The organism is Pseudomonas sp. 65/3-MNA-CIBAN-0223 (assembly GCF_040310425.1).
GTDB classification, from domain to species: Bacteria; Pseudomonadota; Gammaproteobacteria; order Pseudomonadales; family Pseudomonadaceae; genus Aquipseudomonas; species Aquipseudomonas gregormendelii.
Genome location: NZ_JBEOPV010000353.1, coordinates 1 through 235 on the forward strand (window position 1 = coordinate 1; position 235 = coordinate 235).

General features: G+C 57.0%; 1 pseudogene. It reads left to right on the forward strand.

Annotation, left to right across the window (positions count from 1 at the left end):
• Positions 1-235: pseudogene (locus tag AAEZ09_RS29195) on the forward strand (23S rRNA (adenine(2503)-C(2))-methyltransferase RlmN); the annotation flags it as partial.

Genomic DNA, 235 nt, shown 5'->3' on the forward strand with positions numbered 1-235 from the left:
GTATTTCCAAGCGCAAGGTGACGCTCTCGACATCCGGCGTTGTGCCGATGATCGATGAGTTGGCCAGGGTCATCGACGTTTCTCTCGCGTTGTCGCTGCACGCGCCCAACGATGAGCTGCGTGACCAGTTGGTGCCGATCAACAAGAAGTATCCGCTGGATATGTTGCTCGCGGCATGCAAGCGCTACATTTCCCAGCTTGGCGAGAAACGCGTGCTGACGATCGAGTACACGCT